This is a genomic window from Comamonas jiangduensis, assembly GCF_030162955.1.
In the GTDB taxonomy this organism is placed as follows: domain Bacteria; phylum Pseudomonadota; class Gammaproteobacteria; order Burkholderiales; family Burkholderiaceae_C; genus Comamonas; species Comamonas jiangduensis.
On record NZ_JARXOV010000006.1, the window covers coordinates 147,286 to 169,035 of the forward strand.

Genomic DNA, 21,750 nt, shown 5'->3' on the forward strand with positions numbered 1-21,750 from the left:
CGCGGGGCACCAACCCCTTGCCGCTTCGACTGAGCCGCCAGTGCAGCGGCATGTGTTGGTTGCAGAAAGTGGGTGGACCGCATGTCCAGCGCCACCGGGGTTGTGCCCCAAACCTCTCCCGCGCGCGCCGCGCTCACTGGCATTGCACTGACCATCGGCGCCTGCGCACTCTTTGCCCTGCTGGACAGCGGCACCAAATTTGCCGGGCAGTTTTTGCCCATGCTGATGGTGGTCTGGCTGCGTTTTGTGGCCCAGGCCCTGGTCACCACCGCACTGGTGCTGCCACGCCACGGCCTGCGCGCCTTGCGTACCGAACACCCCAAGTTTCAGATTGGCCGGGCCCTGAGCGGCGTGCTCACCACCGTCTTTGCCTTCTATTGCATCCAGAGCATGCCGCTGGCCAACTTCACGGCCATCTGGTCTGCAGGGCCGCTGCTCATCGTCGTCGCATCCGCCCTGCTGTTTGGCGAAAAAGTGAGCGCGGCACGCTGGACACTGCTAGTCATCGGGCTGTTTGCTGTCATCACCATTGTGCGCCCTGAGCGAGACGGCATGCCCCTGGGCTGGATGGCCCTGGCGCCCGTGGGCGTCCTGCTGTGCGGCACCACCTACCAGTTGCTGGGCAGTCGCTTGGCCCGCCTGGACCCACCCACCACCACGCAGCTGTACACCACCTGGCTACCCGTTCTGGCCAGCGCCCCGCTGGTTCCCTGGGTCTGGCAAAGTGTGCCCCACACGCAGATGTGGCTGGCCGTGGCCCTGATGGGCGCATGCAGCGGCGTGGGACACCTGTTGCTGCTACAGGCCTACACCCATGCCACACCCTCGGTGGTATCGCCGTTTCTGTACAGCCAGATTGGTTTTGCGATGCTGATGGGCTGGCTGTTTTTTGGACAAGTGCCCGACAAACTGTCGCTGACCGGCATTGCCGTGATTTTTGCGTGTGGCATGGTCAGCATTGGGTTGAGCGTGCGCGGCAAGTAAATAGTCTTCTCGCCAGATCAATGATAGATTCCAACCAACTTTTCCCGGCACGTCTATGAATACTCCTGACATAACTCCCAGCTTAGGCAACGACGATGAAATTGATCTCTTAGACCTGCTTGTGGTCCTTGCAGACAACATCAAACTGCTAATAATCACCCCCGTTCTCTGTGGCCTGTTAGGGCTGGCAGCAGCCTATTTGCTCACCCCGACATACGAAAGCAAATCGGTTTATTCCACTAAAACACAAGAAAAAAACATTGCTCCAGACTTGCTCGCCAGCTATTTGCGCTCACCCACAGTGCTACACCAAGCAGGCAAATCACTCCAAATTGACCCTTCAATGAGTGATGGGCGTTTGATCAAAAAATTAGAAAAAATGGTCGCCGTAAGTATTGGCCGACAAGACCAGTTGCTCACACTCACCACGCAAGGAAATTCCGCTGAGGCCGCACAAGCACTCAATCAAGCACTCTGGCAGATTGCCCTTCCGCTCACCATCCCACAGGGCAAAGATATGGAACGCTTGCAGACACGTATGGCTGCAGAGAAAGAGCGCCTGGCCTCTGGCCTGAAGTTGGAGCAAGAAATTGCCGAACGCCTGCAAAATGGCAATAGCAGCGAAAGCAACGCCCGCTTGTACGGCGAACTACTCTCTTCTAACAGTACACGCTTGAGTGTGATTTCAGGCTTGCAAGCGCAGGAGGAGGGATTGACTGAAACAGGTTTTATCCAGCGCCCATCATTACCAGAACAACCGCTCAAACCTAATAAAAGCTTGATTGCAATTGCGGCAGCACTGGCTGGCGGTTTACTCATCTTGATTTTTATATTTGTTCGCCATGCATTGCGTAGCGCCAGCCAGCATCCAGATCAAGCCGTCAAACTCCAAAAAATTCGCCAATCTCTCGGCCTCAAACACTAAGCATGTACCGTCAATAACCTAGCGCCTTCGGGCGCTTTTTTAATGCGGCAATAGAGCCGCAGCCCACGCAAGTGCTTCGCCTGCCAAAAAGGCTCATGCAAAGGTAGCATCGCGCTCAATCCTTGGGGATTGGCGCAGCATGCCACGCCGCTCGTGGTGCCATCTTTTATTTTATGTACAGCCCAATTGGTTTGACCTTGCCCATGGGCCGTCTGTACTTCTTTGGGCAAGCGCCCAATACACCGTTGCTAGCCAGTATTGAGTAAGCGTGGATGTTCAACGCTTAGCCATGGTCAAGACAACCGCACCAGCCTTTGCGTGATGCGCTTGACCACAGGCATCACCAGCATCACGGTCGGAAAGGCCACTGCCCACGCCAGCAGCCATGTGCCGGGCCATGCGTGCAGTGCTTGCTGGCTCAAGCCCAGGCTGCGCACCAAGTTCACCATGCTGATGATGCCGGACATCATGCCCGACATCAGCCATGGCATCACGATGAGCGCAAACTTGGGTGGCAACTTGGGGATGGGGCCCACGATGTAAGCAGATTGGGGTTCAGACATGTTCCACCTCCCACTCAATAGCCATGCTGTGCACGAAACGCCTTGGCCTGCCCAAAGTGTCCATTGCCGATAAAAGGCACCGGCGGGCGCAGCGCGGACAGCGGGGAAGGGTGGTTGCTCATCAGCACCAGATGGCCGCGGTCGGCAGGAATTAGCACGCGCTTGGATTGTGCGTGGCTGCCCCAGAGCATGAACACCGTAGGGCGACCCTGTTCTGCCACCTGGCGAATGATGGCATCCGTGAGCACTTCCCAGCCTTGTTTGCTGTGGCTCGCAGCCTGCCCCTCCTCCACCGTCAGGCAGGTGTTGAGCAGCAGCACGCCGTTCTGCGCCCACTTCGCCAGGGAGCCACCGGGCTGCGGAAAAGGTGGAAACGGCACCCCCAGGTCACGCTGCATTTCCTTGAAGATGTTCTGCAGCGAAGGCGGCAGCCGCACACCGGGCGCGACGGAAAACGCCAGCCCTTCCGCCTGCCCACGGCCGTGGTACGGGTCTTGGCCCAAGATGACGACGCGCACATCTTCCAGCGCGGTCAGCTCCAGCGCGCGCAGCGGCTGCGGGGGGAAAATCACCGCCCCCGCATCCAAGCGCTGCTGCAAATAAGCCAGCAATTGTGCGCCCGTGGCGGAGGCAAAAAAACTGTCGACCGTGGCTTGCCAGCTGGGGGCCACCGGCCAGTCGCTGGGGTTGGCACTCATCAATTGCGTAGCAGTTGGCGCTGATGAATCGGTCATTTCAAAACACTTTCTCTCTCAAAACCAGAAAAGGCGAGCGCTAAGCGCTTCTTTATTGGAAGCACTGCACCCGCCTTGATCGTACTGCGGCTGCCGATGGCACACCCCGACTGGGATTTTGCAAGCTTTACGCAAACAGCTGCGCAAGCGCCTCACCAGGCTCTGGCGCACGCATGAACGCTTCGCCCACCAAGAATGCGTTGATGCCCGCATCGCGCAGGGTCTTCACATCGCCCTGGGTCAAGATGCCGGACTCGGTCACCAGCAAGCGATCGGCCGGCACATCTTTCTTGAGCTGAATCGACGTCTGGATATCCACTTCAAACGTGCGCAGATTGCGGTTGTTGATACCCACCAGCGGCGTCTTCAACTTCAGCGCGCGCTGCAGCTCTTCCCCGTCGTGCACTTCCACCAGCACGGCCATATCCAGGCTGTGGGCGATGTGCTCCATCTCGGCCATTTGTGCATCGTCCAGGCACGCCGCAATCAGCAGCACGCAGTCGGCCCCCATCACGCGCGACTCGTAAATTTGGTAGGGGTCGATCATGAAATCCTTGCGCAGCACCGGCAGCAGCGTGCTGGCACGGGCTTGCTTCAGAAAATCAGGCTCGCCCTGGAAGAACTGACGGTCCGTCAGCACCGACAGGCAGGCCGCGCTGATCTTGCCGTTGCCCACCATGTAGCTCTGGGCAATGTCCACCGGGTCAAAGTCGGCACGGATCACGCCCTTGCTGGGGCTGGCTTTTTTCACCTCGGCAATCACGCCCGCCTGCCCCTTGGCGATCTTGGCGCGGATGGCGCCCACAAAGTCGCGCGTGGAGATACGGCTTTCCGCATCGCGGCGCACATCGGCCAGCGCTGTGGTCTTTTTGGCGGCAGCCACTTCCTGCACTTTGACTTCGCAGATTTTTTTCAGAATGTCAGACATGTGTTTTCCTTGTGTTCGGTGGCAGGCCTGCTACGGCGGCAGACCGCCTTGCAGTCTATTGTCGGCGTTTTGGCGGCAGCAGTCGTGAGCCCGAGCGGCGAATGCCCAGGCGCTGTGCCAGCGTATCAACCAGGGCATCGATGTCCTGCAACACGACGTGTGCCGCCGATGCGCTGTGCAGCACACACAGCGTGGCCACAGGCCCACGGCTGCGATGGCGCAACTCAATGCACCAGGCATAAATAGCCTGCCGCTCCTGTGGAGCCCCCATCAAAACGCCCAGGCTCCAGGCGTCCACTGGCTCCAGGCACAAGGTATCAATCTGCTGCGTCGCTTCAACCTGTGGTGCTCCGATGCGCGACAGCGAACGCTGCGGGATAACGATACGCCAACCATTCCACTCCAGCGGCAGGCCGTGGTCTTGCGCAGGGTCTTTCAAATACCAGCGCCGAAAGACAAGCACCGTCACCACAGCCAGGGCAACGCTCAGCCACCATGCCTGCCAGAATGCCATCACGGCACTCAGACCCATCAGCACATAGAGCCAAAGTTGCACATCCTCTATGTGCTGTACACCTCGCCAGATCCAGCTTGATCGCCCACTTTTTAGCAAAGCGGGTAACCAGATTTCAGCCTCAGTCCGTGCCTGCTGCAGCAAATCTCGCAGAGGGGGATGGGGATGACGCGGCATGGCGCAGGCGTTCAGACGCGGAGCTTGCTGCTGTAAGCCACCAGTTCACCCAACTTCTTCAGGGCTGCACCGCTGTCAATCGCCGCCTGCGCACGCTGCAGGCCATCTTCAATGCTGCTCGCCACATTGGCCGCGTACAGCGCTGCACCGGCGTTCAGGCAGACGATGTCGCGCGCCGGGCCTGGCTCGCCCTGCAGCACGCGCATCAGCATGGCTTTGGACTCTTCCGGTGTCTCCACCTTCAGCCCCCGTGTGCCCGCCATGCGCAGGCCAAAATCTTCGGGGTGGATTTCATACTCGCGCACCACGCCGTCTTTGAGTTCACCCACCAGCGTGCCCGCGCCCAGGCTGATTTCATCCAGGCCATCGCGGCCGTATACCACCAGCGCGTGCTCAGCCCCCAGGCGCTGCAGCGCCCGCACCTGAATGCCCACCAAGTCTTCGTGGAACACGCCCATCAGGATGTTGGGCGCGCCCGCCGGGTTGGTCAGCGGCCCCAGGATGTTGAAGATGGTGCGCACGCCCAGTTCTTTGCGCACAGGGGCCACGTTCTTCATGGCCGGGTGGTGGTTGGGGGCAAACATGAAGCCAATGCCCACATCGCGGATGCAATCAGCGATTTGTTCGGGCTTCAAATTGATGTTGACGCCCAGCGCTTCCATCGCGTCCGCACTGCCGGATTTGCTGCTGACGCTGCGCCCGCCGTGCTTGCTGACTTTGCCGCCGGCCGCCGCAATCACAAAGGTGGCGCAGGTGGAGATATTGAAGGTGTTGGCGCCATCGCCGCCGGTGCCGACGATGTCCACCAGATGGGTCTTGTCGTGCACATGCACCTTGTTGGAAAACTCGCGCATCACCTCGGCGGCGGCGGAGATCTCGCCAATCGTTTCCTTCTTCACGCGCAGGCCGGTGAGGATGGCGGCGGTCATTACGGGCGAGAGCTCGCCGCGCATGATCTGGCGCATCAGCTCCAGCATTTCGTCGTGGAAGATTTCGCGGTGCTCGATGGTGCGCTGCAGCGCTTCTTGGGCGGTGAGTTGGGTCATGACAAATCCTTTGCTACTTTTTCAGAAGCTGCTTGCGCTTGGCAATTAATGGTTTTTGATGTTTATTGCTTAGGAAACCAATAACTGCGAGCGCTTGCAGCTATCAAAAACAAAAGCCGCCTGCTTGAAAAGCAGCGCGGCCTGATCGCTTATTTCTGCTCCAGAAAGTTTTGGAGCATGGCGTGACCGTGCTCGGTCAAGATGCTTTCCGGGTGGAACTGCACCCCCTCCACCGCCAGCGTTTTGTGGCGCACACCTTGGATCTCGCCGTCCTCGCTGGTGGCGGTAATCTCCAGGCAATCGGGCAAGGTGTTTTTGTCGATCACCAGTGAGTGGTAACGGTTCACCGTGAACTGCTGGGGCAAGTCGGCAAACACGCCCTTTTGGTCGGTCGTAATCACACTGGTCTTGCCATGCATTTGCTGGCCCGCACGGATGATGTCGCCACCAAACGCCGCGCCAATGCTCTGGTGCCCCAGGCACACGCCCAGCACGGGCAGCTTGCCCGCAAAGTGCTCAATGGCAGGCACCGAAATACCCGCCTCTTTGGGGGAACTGGGGCCGGGCGAGATCACGATGCGCTCAATGCCTTTGTCGGCCACCAAAGCGATGACTTCGTCCAGCGTGATTTCATCGTTGCGCACCACGGTTACGTCGGCGCCCAACTCGCCAAAGTACTGGACGATGTTGTAGGTAAAGCTGTCGTAGTTGTCGATCATCAAAAGCTTCATGCCTGCTCTCCTTCGCGGCTCCGGGGCTGCAGACCTTCGGCACGCAAACGCGCCAGCTCTTGGTGTTCGTAGTCGATGTAGCACTCCATCATGGCGCGGTAGATGCGCTCCATCAGGTCGGGGTTGCCGCCCTGCGCCTGCGCCATCGGGCGCACGCGGTCGATGATGGTTTGAATGCGGGCTTCATCGCGCACCAGGTTTTCGTCGTTCTTCACCCGGGCAGCCTGGGTCATGTAGCCGCTGCGCTCCACCAGCAGGGGCACCAAAATATCGTCCAGCGCATTCACGCCATCACGCACTTGTTGCATGTTCTGGCAGTGGTTCACTTTGTCTATCGCTCGCATCACTCCAACCCTTCTTCCACCAGTTCTGCCGCGCGCAGCACGGCGCGGGCTTTGTGCTCTGTCTCTCTCCACTCCATCTCGGGAATGGAGTCCGCAACGACCCCCGCCGCAGCTTGCACATACAAGTTGCCATCTTTGATGACGCCGGTGCGGATGGCAATCGCCATGTCCATATGCCCGGCAAAACTCAGGTACCCCACCGCGCCGCCGTAGATACCGCGCTTGGTCGGCTCCAGCTGGTCAATCAGCTCCATGGCATGCACCTTGGGCGCGCCCGAGAGCGTACCGGCCGGGAAGGTGGCTTTGAGCACATCCATGCTGGTCATGCCGTCCTGCAAGATGCCTTCCACGTTGCTCACAATGTGCATGACGTGGCTGTAGCGCTCCACCACAAAGGCTTCGGTCACCTTGACGCTACCGGTTTTGGCAATGCGGCCAATGTCATTGCGCGCCAAGTCAATCAGCATCACGTGCTCGGCACGCTCTTTGGGATCCGCAATCAGCTCCGCCTCGGTGGCCTTGTCCTTGTCGGGCGTTGCACCGCGCGGGCGCGTGCCGGCCAAGGGGCGAATCGTGATCTTCTGCCCTTCTTCCACCTGCTCCTGGCGCACCAGAATTTCGGGGCTGGAGCCCACCACCTGGAAATCACCAAAGTTGTAGAAATACATGTAGGGCGATGGGTTCAATGAACGCAGCGCGCGGTACAAGCTCAGGGGCGATTCGGTATAGCGTTTGTGGATGCGCTGGCCCACCTGCACCTGCATGAATTCGCCCGCCGCAATCAGCTCTTTGGCGTGCTCCACGGCCTTGAGGTAGTCGTCCTTGGCAAAGCTGCGCTCGGCGGGGTGGCTGTCGCCGCCCTTGATCTGCGGCACGCTGACCGAGTAGCGCAGCTGCTCTTTGAGCTGGCGCATGCGTTTTTTGCCCTTGCTGTAAGCCTCAGCCTCCGCGGGGTTCGCGTAGACGATGAAGTACAGCTTGCCCGAGAGGTTGTCGATGACAGCGACCTCTTCGCACAGCAGCAGCAAAATGTCGGGCGTGCCCAGCGTATCGGCCGGGCAGGTGGCTTCGAGCTTTTTCTCGACATAGCGCACCGCGTCATAGCCAAAGTACCCGGCCAGCCCGCCGCAAAAACGTGGCAGGCCCGGCACCAGCGCCACTTGAAAGCGCTTTTGGTACTCGGCAATAAAGTCCAGCGGATTGCCGGCATGGGTTTCCACCACCGTGCCGTCCGTCACGATCTCGGTTTTGGCTTGGGCCCCAAAACCGCTGGCGCGCAAGAAGGTGCGCGCAGGCAGCCCAATAAAACTGTAGCGGCCAAAGCGCTCGCCACCCACAACGGATTCCAGCAAAAAACTGTGCTTGCCATCGCCTTGGGCGTGGGCCAGTTTCAGATAGAGCGAGAGTGGGGTTTCGAGGTCGGCAAACGCCTCGGTCACCAAAGGAATGCGGTTGTAGCCTTGGCTGGCCAGGCTTTTGAATTCAAGTTCTGTAATCACAGAGCAGGGTTCCCGGTTGGGGCAACGCACTGCGCAGGCATCGTGTGGGCAGGCGCTGCGATTCATTCAAACCGTCCGCAGCAGTGGCGGACAAGGGTGCACCCCATCTTGGCGGGCGCGATCAAACGGTCATGGCAATAGGCTTACGCCAGGGCCAGGCTCCCCGGTCTGCGCAACCTGTGATGAACACGTAGTGAATGAACATAGCGCCCAAGTGTAGCGCATGCTTTTGGCACCCCCAACCAGCAGCCACCAAGGCTGGCGATGGCGCCCTTCGTCGCTCGGTGTAAGCCCTAGAGTGGTTTTCCCGCGAAAGCGGGGCGCGGCGGTTGAACTGCACCGGCATAGCTACCACAATGCCCTCACAAAAAGCACGTCCGTGCGCATTACAACCACCCACGAAGACACTCATGCAGACTGCCACCACAGCCCCCGCATTGCGCTGGTTTCGCTCAGGAATTGCAAGCGCGTTCACTGCAGTGCTCGCTTTGGGCAACCTTGCCTGGGCACAAGCTACAGAGCCCGCCGAGCTGGCTGTACACCCCAAAACGGTAGAAATTCAGGGCCACGCACTGCAACGCAATGGCGTGGGTATTCGCACCAAAGCCATTTTCAAGGTGTATTCCGCTGCGCTCTACCTGGAAAAACCAGCCTCCACGCTGGAAGAAATTGCCGCACTCCCGGGCGCCAAGCGCGTCAGTGTCAGCATGCTGCGCAACATCAACGCCAGCGAACTCGGCAAGCTGTTTGCCCACGGCATGGAAGACAACATGGACAAGCAGCAGTTTTCCAAGCTCATCCCCGGTGTGATGCGTATGAGCGATGTCTTCAGCCGACATAAGGAGCTCAAAACCGGCGACAAATTTACGCTGGACTGGATTCCTGGCAAAGGCATGCTTTTGAGCGTGAATGGCACACCCGAGCCGTCTGAATTCACAGAGCCCGCCTTCTACCAAGCGATGCTGGGCATTTGGCTGGGGCCCAAGCCTGCGGATACCAAGCTCAAGCAAGCCCTGCTGGGCGAAGACCGCAACTAGGGCCGCCCCTCACCTCTCACCACCACCCACAACGGGGCTGTGGCTGTTGACTTTTAGAAACGCTCGCCCCGCGTTTTGCGTCTGCGCAAACACAAGGGCACAGAAAAAATACATAGTGCACCCGCACTTTCACCACAAGCTGCCCACCATGCCAAGCAGCCTTGACACACACTGTTCGGAGATTTCATGTCGCTGCTGCATCGCATCACCGTATCCCGCCGGCTGGGAGGGCTGGTTGGATTGGCTGTTTTACTCATTTTGAGCATCTCACTGGGATTGAGCTACTCCGAACGCAACATGCTGACCCAGGAGCGTCAAAGTGCCGTACGCCAAACCGTGGAAGTCGCCCACGGCATCTTGGCCAACTACCACGACCAGGCCGTCCAAGGCGCAATCAGCCAAGAGCAAGCACAGCGCAGCGCGCTGCAGGCCATCTCCAAGCTGCGTTACAGCGGCAGCGAATACTTCTGGATCAACGACATGCACCCGCGCATGGTGATGCATGCCGTACGCCCCCAACTGGACGGGCAAGACGTCACCAGCAATCGCGATCCTTCTGGACGCCAGCTGTTTGTCGACTTTGTGAATATTGTCAAAAAAGACGGCGCTGGCTTCCATCGCTACCTGTGGCCCAAGCCCGGCAGTGACGAGCCTGTCGAAAAAGTCTCTTATGTCATGGGCTTTGAGCCCTGGGGCTGGGTCATCGGCTCCGGCGTGTATATCGACACCGTACATGCCGCATTCGCCAGCCGCCTGAAATGGGTGCTGGGTGGCACGGTATTGGCCACCCTTGTGCTTTTGGGCGCCGGGTTGGCCATTTCTCGCAGCATCCTGCAGCAGCTGGGGGCCGAGCCATCTGCGCTGCTGGCCATCACGCACAAAATGGCACAAGGAGACCTCAGCACCGCGCTGACGGCCACCAGCCACACCCACAGCGTGCTATGGGGTCTGGAGGAGATGCGCACCAACGTGGCCCACATCGTCCAAGGCGTGCGCAGCGGCGCAGAGCGCGTGGCCATGGCCAGCCAAGAAATTGCGCAAGGCAATCACGACCTGTCGCTGCGCACGGAAGAGCAAGCCAGCGCTCTGGAGCAGACTGCGGCGTCCATGGAGCAATTTGGCAGTTCTGTGCGCCAAAACGCTGACAGCGCCCGCCAAGCCAATCAGCTGGCCGTCAATGCCAGCCAGGTGGCCCAGCAAGGCGGCCATGTGGTGCAAGAAGTGGTCAGCACCATGCGCGGCATCAACGAGGCCAGCCAGCGCATTGCCGACATCATTGGCGTGATTGATGGCATCGCTTTCCAGACCAACATCTTGGCACTCAATGCCGCCGTAGAAGCGGCCCGTGCTGGCGAACAAGGCCGTGGGTTTGCCGTTGTGGCCAGCGAAGTGCGCAGCCTGGCGCAGCGCAGCGCCGAAGCCGCCAAGGAGATTAAAACGCTGATCTCCACCAGCGTGGAGCGCGTGGCACAAGGCTCAACCTTGGTGGATCGCGCAGGCGCTACCATGGCAGAGGTCGTGACCTCCATTCGCCACGTCAACGATATCGTGGGAGAAATCAGCGCAGCCAGTGCCGAGCAAAGTGCAGGCGTTCACCAAATGGGTGAGGCCATGACGCAGATGGACCAAAACACCCAACAGAACGCCGCCTTGGTCGAGCAAAGTGCGGCGGCAGCCTCCAGCCTGCAGACCCAGGCAGAGCAGTTGGTACAGGCCGTCTCGGTGTTCCGCCTGGCACATTACGCGGCGTCGTCTTTGGCGTTGCCCGCAGCGGCGGCGCAAGCACCATCACCGGTGTCCGCCTCTGCCCCGCAGCGACGAGCACTTACAGCCCCCGCCAGCAAGGGGCTTGCGCAGCACGCCGACAACTGGGAAAACTTCTAACCATCCGCCACTGCATGGCCCCCTGCCGCAAAGGGGCCATGCGACACCTACCAAGCGGCCTGCGGCCTTTTACGCCGCGCTCACCAGCTGGGCGTAATACGTGGGCAGCGCAAACAGCGCGCCATGTACGGCAGGGTTGTAGTACTGCAAGTCTGCCACCGCGCGCGCTTGCAAACGCTGCTGCACCACCTGCGTGGAAATAGCCTGTGCATCCAAGGTATCGGAGCACACCGCCATCCCCCAGTACGCGCCGTACAAGGGAACATAAACGCCATAACAACGCACATGCTGGAACAGCCCGTGCAGGCACTGGCTCAAGGCCTGCACTTGCTGGGGGTGAAAGACCGGGCTGCCCAGGTGCAGCACCAAGGCCCCACCAGGCGCCAATACCCGCTGCATGCGCTGCAAGGCTGCGGTCTCGTACAAAGAGCCGGCCGGTGTATCTGGGTCAGTCAAATCCAGCATCAGCAAATCAAACTGCTCTGACGTGTGGTCGATGAAGGCCATGCCATCGCCAATCTCCACATGCAGGCGGGGGTCCTCCCACACATTGCGGTGCACCGCTTCCAGCCCTGCTTTGCTGGCGGCAATCACACCCTCATCCAACTCCGCCAGCACCACCCGCTCCAGGGTGCGGTGTTTGAGCAGCTCCTCGGCCAGGCCGCCATCACCGCCGCCAATGATCAACGCCTGCTTGGGGTGCGGGTGCGCAACCGCGGCGGGGTGCGCCATGCACTCATGGTAGAAAAACTCATCGCGCTCACTGGTCATGAAGCAGTTGTCCAAGCGCATCACGCGGCCAAAGCTGGGTGTATCCATCATCTCCAGGGTTTGGTAGCGCGTTTGCTGGCGCTGCACATGGGTGGCCCGAAAACCAAAGGCGGTATCGGGAGTGAGCTGCTCCATCACCCACGGATATTGCCCCACGCCATCGGTCGCAATATCGCCGCGCCACAACTGCTGGCGCACCGCATGCCGGGGGGCATAAGCGGCAATCACCCCATCCAGCAACGCCTGCGCCTTGGGGGCGTTGTCGTCCGAGAAGTTGCACACATACACATCCAGGGTGACGTTGCCCGTCTCTGGCCAAGTGTGAATTGCCAGGTGCGACTCCGCCAGCAAGATCGTGCCCGTTACACCACCTGGGTGGCCCTGCCAGTCCGGGAATTTCACCCACTTGTCCCCCACCGAAGTGAGCCCCGCACGCTCGGTGTGGTGTTGGCACAGTGACGCAATCGCATCGGCATCCAGCATCAATGCGCTATCGCCTGCGCATTGGTACAAATCGGCTGTCAGGTGCAAGCCTTGCATGGTGTTTTCCTCCCGGTAAGGCATGCGCCGGGGCGAAAAGCTTCCCCCACTGGCGCTGTTGTTGGATTAAGTTCCGCTTCATTGAAGAAAGGCAGACATCCTAATCAAAATACCGGGCAACACCCACGAAACCGCATCGTTCCAGCGGCATATACACCGCATCTGCATCGAAATGCGCTATAGCATCAATAGCATCTATCAGCAGTCACCCCCAGAGTGACGTGGCTTGAAGCGCCCTGCTGACACGGTGCGCGCAACAGCTACTGCGCAGCCACCTGCAATTGCACCAGGCTGTCGACCCAGCCATCGGCATCCACCGCCTGCACCGACTGCCCATGGTTGTAGCCATAGGTCACCAGCACCACCGGGCACGCTGCTGCGCGGGCAGCTTGCGCGTCATTGCTGGAGTCACCCACCATCAACGTGCGGGCGGGCGCGACGCCCAGCACCTCGCAGGTTTTCAGCAACGGCATGGGGTCTGGTTTTTTGCGGGGAAAAGAATCGCCGCCAAACACCTGCTCGAACAAGCCGTCCAGCCCTTTGGCCGCCAGCAAGGGGCGCGTAAAAGACATGGGCTTGTTGGTCACGCAGGCCAAGCGCAGCCCTGCATCTTTGAGCGCCTGCAAGCCCTCTTTCACGCCCACATACACGGCAGAGTGCGCGCCGTTGATCGCGATGTAATGGTGCTCGTAGCGCGCCAGTGCCGTCGCAAACAGCGCCTGCACGGCCTCTTCCAAACCCTGCGCGGGGTGGCCAGACTGCGTCAACACATAGGCCAGCACGCTGCGCAACAAATGCTCCGTGCCTTTGCCCACCATGTGTTCGACCTTGCTGGCGGGCAAGTTGAGCAGTTGCAGGTCGGCCAACATGCGGGTGATGGCTTCTGCGAAATCACCAATGGTGTCCACCATGGTGCCATCCAGGTCCACGATGGCTGCATCCACTTCGACGAATTTGCAGGTGGACCCTGCGGGAAATTGCACGCGCATAAACTTCAAATTCCATAGCTTCTAGCGCAGCAATGGAAAGCGCTAGAGGCCAAAAACACTCAAAATCCACCGTACTCTACGGCGGCCTATGGGGGCAGCTTGCCCTTGCCCGGCACATTATCTCTACCGCTAGCGGGCGGCCCCGACAACGGCAGGCGTAAAAAAAGCCTTCCCACACGCGGCGGGAAGGCTTGGCGGCTGGTGCTTGGAAGAAGGGCCTAGGCAGCGCCAGCGCTACTCACGCCCCAGCTCTCACCACCGGCTGGGCTGTCATCCCGCCAAATTGGCACGCATCTGGTCTATCACGGCCTTGTAGTCCGGCTTGCCAAAAATCGCGCTACCGGCGACAAACGTGTCGGCACCAGCATTGGCGACCGCACGGATATTGCCTTCCTTGATGCCGCCGTCCACCTCCAAGCGGATGTCTTTGCCGCAGGCATCAATACGCTTGCGAACGGCTTCCACCTTGCGCAAGGTGCTATCAATAAAGCTTTGCCCGCCAAAGCCGGGGTTCACGCTCATCAGCAAAATCAGATCCAGGTCTTCAATCACCCAGTCCAGCACATCCAGCGGCATGGCAGGGTTGAAAGTCAAGCCGGCTTTGACGCCGTGCGACTTGATGTTCTGGATGCTGCGGTGCACATGGGCCGAGGCATCGGGGTGAAAGCTGATGTAGTCCGCGCCGGCCTTGGCAAACGCGCTGGCCAGTTCATCCACAGGCTGCACCATCAGGTGCACGTCGATGGGCACGGGACGGCCGTCGGGGGTGACAGCATGGGGTTTGAGCGCCTGACACACCATGGGGCCAAAGGTCAAATTTGGCACGTAATGGTTGTCCATCACGTCAAAGTGAATCCAGTCTGCGCCAGCAGCAACAACGTTGCGAACTTCTTCGCCCAAACGGGCAAAGTCAGCTGACAAGATAGAGGGAGCGATGCGGTAGGTGGGGTTCATGAGGGGTAATTGTCGCAGTTACCATAGCCATATGCCGATGTATGAGTTTCTGATCCAAGCGCAAGCGCACTACGACGCCGAGCAATCCATGCCCCACCAGGGGCTGTATCGCTTCGCCTATACGATCACGATCACCAACAGCGGGCGCATGGCTGCCCAAATCATCGCGCGCCATTGGCTCATCACCGATGGCAACCAAACGCAGCAGGAAGTCCATGGCCTGGGCGTGGTGGGCCGTCAGCCGCTGCTGCAGCCCGGCGAGAGTTTTACCTATAGCAGTGCCTGCGAATTGCGCACCCCCCAAGGCCATATGCAAGGGCGCTATGTGTGCGTTAGCGAAGAGGGCGAAACTTTTGATGCCCCTATCGCGCTGTTTGTGCTCGATGCCGACCACACCGGCGATAGTGCCGACGCCATTCCCCAGCCCTCCTCCCCCACATTGCACTGAATGCCAAGAAAAGCCCATGACCTGCCGCGCCTGCTCGCGGAATTGAATCCTGAGGCAGAGCTGGCAGAACGCCATCTCTGGCTGATCCATGTGCTGGAGTGGATCGGCGCTGCAGAACCCTCTGTCGAGGTGGCCGTAGGCCGTGTCGACGCCTTGGTGCAAGCGATTGAGAGCAACAGCGAACTGCGCCAGCGCCTGCACGCGTGGTGGCTGGTTTTTATTGACCGCGTAGACATCACCACCCTGCTGGCCGATTTTGGTTTTGCCCCGCGCACGGCCATGATTACCGAGCTGTCAGAGCGCCTGCGCCACAAATTGCTGCCCGGCACGCCAGAGACCATCGACGCCTCGGAGCTGTTTTCCATTTCCATGCCGCGCGAGTTTGATGCGCGCTGGCTGGTGGCGTTGCCCGATGCTTTGCTGCAGCGCCTGGCCGCACTGCTGGCGCCTGCCGACAGCCAAGGTGCCAGCTTCTGGCAGCATGCCTTGCTCAATGCCATCACCTATTGCGCGGGACAAATTCTGGCCAATGGTTTTGCGCCCGAGTTGCGCCTGCGCATGAGTGATGAAGCCCGCGATCAGCGCGCGTTTCATGACCTGATCCGCGATGTGGAAAGTCTGCGCGTGGAAGTGCTGCACGGGCTGCGCACCACCGAGCGCCTGGACGCCGCCGAAAAGCGCCTGCGCGAGCGCCTGGATGCCTGCCGCGCCGCTATTGGCACGGTGTACAACCACTTTGGCGATGACGGCATCTCCGTGGGACTGGTATTCCGTGTGCGCCAGCTGCGCACGCGGATTGTGCGCATCCGCCAGCTGCTCGACTGCTTAACCTCCACGCACCCCGAGCAAGATGCCATGCGTTTGCTGGCTGGCTTTGTCAGCGTCGGGCGTGAGCGGCGCAGCCTGCGTTCCTTGATTGCCAACAACACCTCGCTGCTGGCCGCCAAAGTGACCGAACGCAGCGCCGAAACCGGTGAGCACTACATCACACGCAACAGCAAGGAATACCTGCAAATGCTGCGCCAAGCTGCGGGCGGTGGCTTGGTGATGTCGGTCACCACCATGGTCAAGTTTGGCCTGGCTGCCTTGGCGTTTTCGGCGTTTTGGGGCGGCTTTTGGGCGGGCATCAACTACGCCATCAGCTTTGTGCTGATTCAGTTGCTGCACTTCACCGTTGCCACCAAACAGCCGGCCATGACGGCGCCCGCCATGGCCGCCAAGCTCAAAGACATCAACGAGCAAGGTGCAGTAGACAGCTTTGTCGACGAAGTGGCCAACCTGACGCGCACGCAAGTGGCGGCCATCCTGGGCAACGTACTCATCGTCTTTCCTGCTGCGCTGGGCTTGGCCTTGCTCTACCGCTACGCGTTTGGCAGCCCGCCGCTGGACACGGCGCATGCCACCCAAGTACTGGACGCTTTGAGTTTGTTGGGCCCATCGCTGCTGTTTGCGGCGTTTACAGGCGTCTTGCTTTTCTTGAGCAGCCTGATTGCCGGCGGGGTGGAAAACTGGTTTGTGCTCAACCGGCTGGACTCTGCCATGCGCTACAACCCCGCCATCACGCGCCTGCTGGGCAACCAGCGCGCCAAGCGCTGGAGCATCTTCTGGCGCAACAATATTTCCGGGTTTGCCGCCAATATTTCGCTCGGTTTGATGCTGGGGCTTGCGCCGGCGATTGCAGGGTTTTTCGGCTTGGGCCTGGAGGTGCGACATGTCACACTGTCCTCCGGCCAATTGGGCGTTGCCGGGGCCACCTTCGGCTGGTCCGTCATCCATGACGACGCCTTCTGGTGGGCCGTAGCCATGCTGCCCTTCAACGGCGCCATCAATGTGATGGTGAGCTTTTATCTGGCATTCCGCATGGCATTGCGTGCGCACAATATCAATGGCGTAGAGCGTTCACGCATCTACGCGGCCATTCGCCACCGTCTGCGCAAACGTCCCTTGAGCTTCTTCAAGCCTTAAGGCACTCAGGCGGTGCCCATCCAGCGCTTGCGCTGCTCCACCGCAAGGAGAGACCCCTAAGGATGAAGGCATGACCGAAGATCCAAACTTCTGGGCCCAATGGCTCAAACCCTCCGCAGGTTTTGACACCTTGCACTGGTCACTGCTGCTGGCAGTGGCCTCGCTGGTCGGCTATTTGCTGCAGCGCCACCTCAACATGCCCAAGGTACTGGGCTATGCCGCCGTAGGCACCCTGGCAGGTTTTCTGGGCTTCAGCGCCACGGCCTGGCCCCTGCAAGGCCCCGCACTTTTTCTGCTGGAGCTGGGGGTTTCCATCGTGCTGTTTGAATGTGGCGGGCGCATTACGCTGCGCTGGTTCCGCCACAACCCGATGGTGCTGGTGCAAAGCCTGGCAGAAGCCGCGCTAACCTATGGCGCGGTGTATTTCACCTTGCGCTGGCTGGACGTGCCAGCCACCACGGCGACCCCGCTGGCGCTGATTGCCATGGCCGCGTCACCCGTGGTGCTGGCACGCGTGATCAATGACACGCGCGCCGTAGGCCCCGTCACCGATCGCGCCATGGTGCTGGCCACCCTTTCCACCCTGTATGCGCTGACCTTGGGCAGCGCCAAAGCCGAGATTTTTGCCCGACCTGCCGCCTCACTGTGGCAAGACATCACGCCAGTGCTGGTGGTACTGGGCGTGTCCGTCGCGGTGGCCGCCTTGCTGTGCCTGGCCATGCGCCTGGCCTTGCAATGGATGAGCCCCACCAGCGAAAACACCTCCATCTTCATGCTGGCCTTGATTGCGGCGGCCACCGTCATCGCCGCACATTTGGGCGGCTCTGCACCGCTGGCGGCTTTGCTGGGCGGCATGCTGCTCAAACAGCTGCACCAGCGCCCCTGGGCGTGGCCGCGCCAGTTGGGTACCGCGTCTTCACTGCTGACCATGCTGATGTTCGTGCTGGTGTCCACCACGGCGGCGCAGGCATCGTGGAGTGGTGCGATTGCCGTGGCCGTCATCGCCTTGGTCGTGGCGCGCTTGCTGGCCAAGTCGGTGGGCGTGGGACTGGGCAACATCGGCTCCGGCGCCAGCTGGCGACAAGCGGTGTGGGTGGCTTGTGCGATGACGCCGATGTCCGCCGTGGCTCTGCTCATCACGTCACAGTTTGCCCAGTCAGCGCCTGAAGCAGCGCAAGCGATTGCAGGCACGGCGCTGCCGGCCATCTTGCTGCTGGAGTTGCTGGGTGCCGTGCTGGCCACGCTGGCCTTGCGCCGCGCTGGTGAAGGCGCGGTGCATGCGGTCAGCACATCTCCCTCTCAAACCACCCACGGAGACTGAAAATGCCTTTGGAAGCCTTTCAACACTCCGAGCCGCTGACGCTGGGCGTTGAGCTGGAGTTGCAACTCGTCAACACCAACGACTACGACCTCGCCCCCTACGCCACCGACATGCTGCGCCTGATGGACAAATACCAGTTGCCCGGCAGCGTGGTGCCGGAGATGACGAGCAGCATGATCGAAATCTCCACCGGCATCTGCCGCAGCGCTGCCGAGGTGCTGGGCCAGCTCAGCCCCATTCGCGATGCGCTGGTCAAAAGCGCCGACAAGCTCAATATTGCCGTGGTGGGCGGCGGCACCCACCCGTTCCAGCAATGGCACCAGCAGCGCATTTATGACAAGGCCCGCTTTCACGAGCTGTCTGCGCTGTACGGCTATCTGACCAAGCAGTTCACCATCTTCGGCCAGCACATCCACATCGGCTGCCCCGACGCCGACGCCGCCTTGCTGATGCTGCACCGCATGAGCCGCTACATCCCGCACTTTATTGCGCTGTCGGCCTCCAGCCCCTATGTGCAGGGGCAGGACACGGCGTTTGACTCTGCCCGGCTGAACTCGGTGTTTGCCTTTCCCCTATCGGGCCGCGCACCCTGCGTGCTGACGTGGAAAGAATTTGAGGCGTACTTCGACAAAATGACCGCCACCGGCGTGGTCAAAAGCATGAAGGATTTTTACTGGGACATCCGCCCCAAGCCAGAATTCGGCACCATTGAAATCCGCGTCTGCGACACCCCGCTGACCATCGAGCGCGCCGCCGCCCTGGCGGGCTATGTGCAAGCGCTGGCCGCGTGGTTTCTGGACACCCAGCCCTTTACCCCCACCGAAGACGACTACCTAGTCTACACCTACAACCGCTTTCAAGCCTGCCGCTTTGGGCTGGATGCGGTGTATGTGGAGCCTGGCAGCGGCCAGCACATGCCGCTGTCCGACCATATTTTGCAAACCATGGAGCACATCACGCCGTACGCCGCACGCTACGGCGCAGCCCCCGCGCTGCAAGCGCTTCGCAATGATGTGGCAAACAGTCACAATGACGCACGTTGGCTGCGCGAACGCCAGGCCAAAGAACAGTTGCTGGGCGAAGTCAGCCGCCAGGCCTCACGGCGCTTCCGTGGAGAAGCCATTTAAACCTTACCAAAAGCATAGCTGCTTGCGCTTGTAGAACAATCACTTCAGCATCATTTGCACCTGAAATGCTTTAAACACAAGCGCTAACAGCTACTTTTTTATCATGGGCGAATTCGAACTCATCCGCAAATTCTTCCAGCGCCCCGTGCACCGCTCGCCCTTGGGCGTGGGCGATGACTGCGCGCTGCTGGCACCCGCCCCTGGCATGCAACTGGCCGTATCCACCGACATGCTGGTCGAAGGGCGCCACTTTTTTGCGGATGTGAACCCCCAGCTGCTGGGCCACAAGGCCTTGGCCGTCAACCTCAGCGACTTGGCCGCCAGCGGCGCCAAGCCCCTGGCATTTACGCTGGCCTTATCGCTGCCGCGCGCAGACGCCGCCTGGTGCCAAGCCTTTGCCGACGGCCTGTTTGCGCTGGCCGAGCAGCACCAGTGCGAACTGGTGGGCGGCGACACCACCCAAGGCCCCCTCACCATCTGCATCACCGTGTTTGGCGAAGTGCCCGCAGGCCAAGCCCTGCTGCGCAGTGGCGCGCAAGTGCATGACGACATCTGGGTCAGCGGCAGCCTGGGTGATGCGCGCATTGCACTGGATGCCCTGCTGCGCCAGCACGCGCTGCCGCCTGCCGTGCTGGCCCAGGCACGCCAGCGGCTGGAGCAACCCACCCCCCGTGTGGCTTTAGGGCTGGCGCTGCGCGGCATTGCCACCAGCTGCCTGGACATCAGCGACGGCCTGCTCGGTGATCTGAACCACATTCTGGAAGCCAGCCAGGTCGGCGCACGCATTGATGCCAACATCACCCGAGGCCTGATGCGCGCGCGCCGCCACCCCATGATGGCGGCCTTGGCCATGAGCCGCATCGACGCCTGTACCTTGGCCGGTGGCGATGACTATGAGCTGTGCTTTACCGCCCCCCCGGACGCACAATCTGCCGTGCGCGAAGCCGCCGCCCAGGCAGGTGTGCCCGTGACCTGCATCGGCCGCATCGAAGCTGAGCGCGGTGTGCGCGTCATGGCGCCCGGCGGCCAGCAACTGCCGCTGCGCTTTGCCGGGTTTGAGCACTTCGCCTGAGGCGCGCAGCACGCACCGCCCCACCCCGCATCTTCTCGACTTCTACAATTCCAGCCATGGAACCCATTACCGATGTGCAGCCCAAGCGCTTCACAGACCGCGCTGGCGCCAGCGACGGCTCCACTGCCTCAGCCACGCCCACCGCGCCCGTGCGCCCCACCGTGCGTTTCATGCTGCAGCACCCCGCCCACCTCATCGCTTTGGGCTTTGGCTCGGGCCTAGGCCGCGTTGCCCCCGGCACCGTGGGCACGCTGTGGGCCTGGCTGGCCTTCTTGGTGCTGCAGCTGTGGCTGACACCCGTACAAATGGGCGGGTTGATTGCCGCCAGCCTGATGGCAGGCTGGTGGGCCTGCACCGTGACAGCCCGCCACCTGCGTGTGGCCGACCCGGGCCACATCGTCTGGGATGAAGTGGTCGCCATGTGGATCGTGCTCTGGCTGACCATGCCGATGGGCTTTTGGGGTCAGCTGGTGGCCTTTGCACTGTTCCGCTTTTTTGATGCAGTCAAACCCGAACCCGTGAAATGGGCCGACCGTCTGTTCAAAGGCTTTGGCCCCCGGGGAGGCTGGGGCATCATGTTCGACGACCTGGTAGCCGCGTTTTGCACCCTTATGGTCATGGCGCTGTGGCGCCACTTCTTTGGCTGACGACAACACTGATGCGATGACGGATACCACCGCCTTGTCCCTGCGTGCAATGACCGCACAACTGGCCGCTGCACTCCAGCAACGCGGCTGGATGCTGGCTACCGCCGAAAGCTGCACCGGCGGCATGCTGGCCGCCGCCTGCACCGATCTGCCCGGCTCCAGCACCTGGTTTGACCGGGGGTTTGTGACGTACTCGAACGCCGCCAAAGCCGAGATGCTGGGCGTGCCTGCCGCATTGATTACAGCGCATGGCGCGGTCAGCCAAGAGGTGGCTCAAGCGATGGCCGCTGGCGCCCTGGCGCATTCACACGCACAGGTCAGCATTGCCACCACAGGGATTGCAGGGCCCGGGGGTGCTACGGCCGGCAAACCGGTGGGAGCGGTGTGGATCGCCTGGAAATATCAGCAGCACTGCTACGCCCAGCTGTTTCATTTCAGCGGTAGCCGCGAGGCAGTCCGCGCACAAGCGGTGTACTGTGGGTTGCAAAAAATAACCGCCTTGCTCACCGCGCAATAAACCCACTGGGGGGCCTGCGCGCCGCCGCTCCAT

Annotated in this window: 22 protein-coding genes; 11 read left to right on the plus strand and 11 right to left on the minus strand. The window is 60.8% G+C overall.

Annotated elements, in window-relative coordinates; translation table 11 throughout:
* The first annotated feature begins 81 nt into the window (after positions 1-81).
* Complete coding sequence (locus QEP12_RS07015; RefSeq protein WP_174862311.1) at positions 82-984, plus strand: DMT family transporter; 903 nt, start codon at positions 82-84, stop codon at positions 982-984.
* A 55-nt stretch (positions 985-1,039) separates the two neighbouring features.
* Positions 1,040-1,909 (plus strand): Wzz/FepE/Etk N-terminal domain-containing protein, encoded by an 870-nt coding sequence (locus QEP12_RS07020; RefSeq protein WP_284213795.1) that lies wholly within the window; start codon positions 1,040-1,042, stop codon positions 1,907-1,909.
* A gap of 293 nt (positions 1,910-2,202) precedes the next feature.
* Here QEP12_RS07020 and QEP12_RS07025 read toward each other — a convergent pair whose 3' ends face one another.
* From QEP12_RS07025 to trpE, 8 genes are all read right to left on the minus strand, one after another.
* On the minus strand, positions 2,203-2,472 hold the full coding sequence (locus QEP12_RS07025; protein ID WP_284213796.1) for a DUF2798 domain-containing protein: 270 nt from the start codon (positions 2,470-2,472) through the stop codon (positions 2,203-2,205).
* A gap of 14 nt (positions 2,473-2,486) precedes the next feature.
* On the minus strand, positions 2,487-3,206 hold the full coding sequence (locus tag QEP12_RS07030) for a uracil-DNA glycosylase (protein ID WP_284213797.1): 720 nt from the start codon (positions 3,204-3,206) through the stop codon (positions 2,487-2,489).
* A 127-nt stretch (positions 3,207-3,333) separates the two neighbouring features.
* The gene (gene trpC / locus QEP12_RS07035) at positions 3,334-4,134 is read right to left on the minus strand and encodes an indole-3-glycerol phosphate synthase TrpC (protein WP_284213798.1); all 801 of its coding nucleotides are present in this window, start codon (positions 4,132-4,134) and stop codon (positions 3,334-3,336) included.
* A gap of 55 nt (positions 4,135-4,189) precedes the next feature.
* Positions 4,190-4,690, minus strand: coding sequence for a hypothetical protein (locus QEP12_RS07040; protein WP_174862308.1), 501 nt, complete (start codon positions 4,688-4,690; stop codon positions 4,190-4,192).
* 146 nt (positions 4,691-4,836) lie between these two features.
* The gene (gene trpD, locus QEP12_RS07045) at positions 4,837-5,871 is read right to left on the minus strand and encodes an anthranilate phosphoribosyltransferase (RefSeq protein WP_284213799.1); all 1,035 of its coding nucleotides are present in this window, start codon (positions 5,869-5,871) and stop codon (positions 4,837-4,839) included.
* A gap of 149 nt (positions 5,872-6,020) precedes the next feature.
* A complete protein-coding gene (locus QEP12_RS07050) occupies positions 6,021-6,602 on the minus strand; it encodes an anthranilate synthase component II (protein WP_174862307.1) in 582 nt (193 codons plus the stop codon).
* Entirely contained in the window at positions 6,599-6,949 is a 351-nt protein-coding gene (locus tag QEP12_RS07055; RefSeq protein WP_174862306.1) for a chorismate mutase, read from the minus strand. The genes QEP12_RS07050 and QEP12_RS07055 overlap by 4 nt, the downstream gene beginning before the upstream one ends.
* Complete coding sequence (gene trpE, locus QEP12_RS07060) at positions 6,946-8,445, minus strand: anthranilate synthase component I (protein ID WP_284213800.1); 1,500 nt, start codon at positions 8,443-8,445, stop codon at positions 6,946-6,948. The genes QEP12_RS07055 and trpE overlap by 4 nt, the downstream gene beginning before the upstream one ends.
* Positions 8,446-8,855: 410 nt before the next feature.
* On the opposite strand from trpE, the gene QEP12_RS07065 reads away from it, so the two are divergent.
* The gene (locus QEP12_RS07065; protein ID WP_174862305.1) at positions 8,856-9,482 is read left to right on the plus strand and encodes a chalcone isomerase family protein; all 627 of its coding nucleotides are present in this window, start codon (positions 8,856-8,858) and stop codon (positions 9,480-9,482) included.
* A 186-nt stretch (positions 9,483-9,668) separates the two neighbouring features.
* Entirely contained in the window at positions 9,669-11,366 is a 1,698-nt protein-coding gene (locus QEP12_RS07070; protein ID WP_284213801.1) for a methyl-accepting chemotaxis protein, read from the plus strand.
* A gap of 69 nt (positions 11,367-11,435) precedes the next feature.
* Here QEP12_RS07070 and speE read toward each other — a convergent pair whose 3' ends face one another.
* The 3 genes from speE to rpe all read right to left on the minus strand — a co-directional run bounded on the left by speE (position 11,436) and on the right by rpe (position 14,620).
* Positions 11,436-12,677, minus strand: coding sequence for a polyamine aminopropyltransferase (speE, locus tag QEP12_RS07075; protein WP_174862303.1), 1,242 nt, complete (start codon positions 12,675-12,677; stop codon positions 11,436-11,438).
* A 260-nt stretch (positions 12,678-12,937) separates the two neighbouring features.
* Positions 12,938-13,666, minus strand: a complete 729-nt coding sequence (locus QEP12_RS07080) for a phosphoglycolate phosphatase (RefSeq protein WP_174862316.1) — start codon at positions 13,664-13,666, stop codon at positions 12,938-12,940.
* A 270-nt stretch (positions 13,667-13,936) separates the two neighbouring features.
* Positions 13,937-14,620, minus strand: coding sequence for a ribulose-phosphate 3-epimerase (rpe, locus tag QEP12_RS07085; RefSeq protein ID WP_174862302.1), 684 nt, complete (start codon positions 14,618-14,620; stop codon positions 13,937-13,939).
* Positions 14,621-14,651: 31 nt separating this feature from the next.
* Here rpe and apaG point away from each other — a divergent pair, with 31 nt between their 5' ends.
* The 7 genes from apaG to QEP12_RS07120 all read left to right on the plus strand — a co-directional run bounded on the left by apaG (position 14,652) and on the right by QEP12_RS07120 (position 21,717).
* Positions 14,652-15,068: a Co2+/Mg2+ efflux protein ApaG gene (gene apaG / locus QEP12_RS07090; RefSeq protein ID WP_174862301.1), complete on the plus strand. Its 417-nt coding sequence runs from the start codon at positions 14,652-14,654 to the stop codon at positions 15,066-15,068.
* Positions 15,069-17,033 carry a site-specific recombinase gene (locus QEP12_RS07095; protein WP_284213802.1) on the plus strand — a complete coding sequence of 655 codons (1,965 nt, stop codon included), beginning with the start codon at positions 15,069-15,071 and terminating at the stop codon, positions 17,031-17,033.
* A 70-nt stretch (positions 17,034-17,103) separates the two neighbouring features.
* Positions 17,104-18,354 (plus strand): cation:proton antiporter, encoded by a 1,251-nt coding sequence (locus tag QEP12_RS07100; RefSeq protein WP_174862300.1) that lies wholly within the window; start codon positions 17,104-17,106, stop codon positions 18,352-18,354.
* Positions 18,355-18,356: 2 nt separating this feature from the next.
* The gene (locus QEP12_RS07105; RefSeq protein WP_284213803.1) at positions 18,357-19,481 is read left to right on the plus strand and encodes a YbdK family carboxylate-amine ligase; all 1,125 of its coding nucleotides are present in this window, start codon (positions 18,357-18,359) and stop codon (positions 19,479-19,481) included.
* A 103-nt stretch (positions 19,482-19,584) separates the two neighbouring features.
* Entirely contained in the window at positions 19,585-20,553 is a 969-nt protein-coding gene (gene thiL, locus QEP12_RS07110) for a thiamine-phosphate kinase (RefSeq protein WP_284213804.1), read from the plus strand.
* A 170-nt stretch (positions 20,554-20,723) separates the two neighbouring features.
* Positions 20,724-21,200, plus strand: a complete 477-nt coding sequence (locus QEP12_RS07115) for a phosphatidylglycerophosphatase A family protein (protein ID WP_284213829.1) — start codon at positions 20,724-20,726, stop codon at positions 21,198-21,200.
* 16 nt (positions 21,201-21,216) lie between these two features.
* Positions 21,217-21,717 (plus strand): CinA family protein, encoded by a 501-nt coding sequence (locus tag QEP12_RS07120; protein ID WP_431308071.1) that lies wholly within the window; start codon positions 21,217-21,219, stop codon positions 21,715-21,717.
* Positions 21,718-21,750 lie beyond the last annotated feature (33 nt).